At 65.9% G+C, this 1,826-nt stretch carries 3 protein-coding genes; all 3 read left to right on the forward strand.

Features of this window, described 5'->3' with window-relative positions; translation table 11 throughout:
• Window positions 1–148 precede the first annotated feature (148 nt).
• The 3 genes from ACGFSA_RS35105 to ACGFSA_RS35115 all read left to right on the forward strand — a co-directional run bounded on the left by ACGFSA_RS35105 (window position 149) and on the right by ACGFSA_RS35115 (window position 1,562).
• Window positions 149–643, forward strand: coding sequence for a hypothetical protein (locus ACGFSA_RS35105; protein WP_393310230.1), 495 nt, complete (start codon window positions 149–151; stop codon window positions 641–643).
• 60 nt (window positions 644–703) lie between these two features.
• The gene (locus ACGFSA_RS35110; RefSeq protein WP_393310232.1) at window positions 704–1,276 is read left to right on the forward strand and encodes a GNAT family N-acetyltransferase; all 573 of its coding nucleotides are present in this window, start codon (window positions 704–706) and stop codon (window positions 1,274–1,276) included.
• Between the two features lie 112 nt (window positions 1,277–1,388).
• On the forward strand, window positions 1,389–1,562 hold the full coding sequence (locus ACGFSA_RS35115; RefSeq protein ID WP_393310234.1) for a hypothetical protein: 174 nt from the start codon (window positions 1,389–1,391) through the stop codon (window positions 1,560–1,562).
• Window positions 1,563–1,826: the final 264 nt, after the last annotated feature.

Genomic DNA, 1,826 nt, shown 5'->3' on the forward strand with positions numbered 1-1,826 from the left:
GGCCGCCAACCCGCCCGGCCTCGCCGACGAGTTCACCTCATGGGTCCGCAATGGCTGAGGCATTCGGACAGTTCCAATACCCGACTCCACCATTACAAGACCGCGGGGAATTGCGTTGGATGCGTGATCCGGAGTTGGTTGAGCTGGTGTGCTGCGGCTTCGTGTCGACCAACTCCAGGTTGCCGACCGGGCCGCCGGCCTGCTCCTGCTGCTGTTCGCCCAGCCCGTTGGCCGCATCAGCCGCCTCACCACCGAGCACATCGTGGACCGCGGCGACACTCTCGCTCTGAAGCACGAGCACGTCCCCGTCGAGATCCCCGAGCCCCTGGCCGACCTGATCCGCCAACTCGTTGAGCAACGGAACGGCCGCGCGGTCACCGTCCCGATCGAGGAACCCAAGTGGCTGTTCCACAGCATCTACCCCGGACAGCCGATCGACCCGCACACCCTCGGCCGGCGTCTCAAGGCGATCGGCGTCCCGCCACAACTCGCGTGCCACGCATCGCTGATGGACATCGCCTCGGAGCTGCCCGCCGTCGTCATCAGCCGACTGATCGGATACCACCAGTCCACTGGAGACAAGCGGACCCGTGAGAGCCAGGGCTTCGGCGCCGACTACGCCGCAGAAGTCAGCCGCCGCTGACCTGACACTCCACAGCTTCTGATAGCTGGGCTCGCTGATGCGTCTCACTAGGATCACCGGATGTCGAACCAGTACCTCAACCACGGAGACCACGGAGACCGCGTAGCGATACGCCGCGTCTGCGAGAACGACTACGAGGAGATCACCGTGCTGAGGCGCGAGAGCGCAGAGCTCCACCACCCGTGGATACCCAGAGGGGACAGCGCCCGAGGAGCGTTCAGCGACTTCGTCGCACGCTTCGCCCAGCCCACGCACGAGGGTTTCGTCGTCTGCCTCCGGCCGACCGGCGCGATCGTCGGTGGAATCAACATCAACAACATAGTGCGAGGCTCCATGCAGAGCGGCATGTTGGGATACGTTGCCTATGCGTCCACTGCAGGACGCGGCTACATGTCCGAGGGCCTCCGCCTTGTCGTACAGCTCGCCTTCACCGAACTCGGGCTTCACAGACTTGAGGCGAACATCCAGCCCACGAACACGGCCTCGCTGAACTTGGTCAAGCGCCTGGGCTTCCGTCGCGAGGGATACTCGCCGAACTTCCAGCACATCAACGGTGCCTGGCAGGACCACGAACGATGGGCACTGACCGCTGACATGCTCCAGGCCGGGCCTCACCGCGCCGCCGTCGCCTGACTCCCTTTTCCTCGCGTTCTGATAGCCGGGTGTACCAAGAGGCGAGGTCGATCCGGTATCCGTTGCAAGCCGCCTGGGTGCGGTGGGCCCGGATCGCGGCTGCTTCCTGGGGGTGAATGATGCGCCCGTACCGGTCGCGGACGGCGTCGAGCGCCGTCTCGGTCTCGCGGTCCAGGAGCGCCATCCTCACCTGGAAGTCATCCCTCTTGGCCACGAGTTCGCGGATGCTGGCGGGCCGGGGATGACGGTGATCGGGTCCTCCTTCTGGTCGGGGTCGGCGGTGTGATGCTTGGGGCGGGGGTGTCTGGGCGGTCATCGTGGGCGGGCGGGCGTGCGGACCGGGCCCGAGGTCTTGGCAGGCGGGGTGAGGCGGGTGTCGAGTCCCGGGTCGAGGTGCACGGGGTAGCGGGCGGCGGTGAGCATCTCCGCGGCCCAGGTCGACCGCTCGTTCTCTCAGCCCGGATCCACCGGCTGACGTCTGTGGACAACTTCTCCGGAAACGAGGAAGAGCCTTGTGACCTGCGATGATGGGAGTTCTTGAGGCTTCCAG

Origin of the sequence: Streptomyces sp. NPDC048496, assembly GCF_043200055.1 — a bacterium.
Classification (GTDB): domain Bacteria; phylum Actinomycetota; class Actinomycetes; order Streptomycetales; family Streptomycetaceae; genus Streptomyces.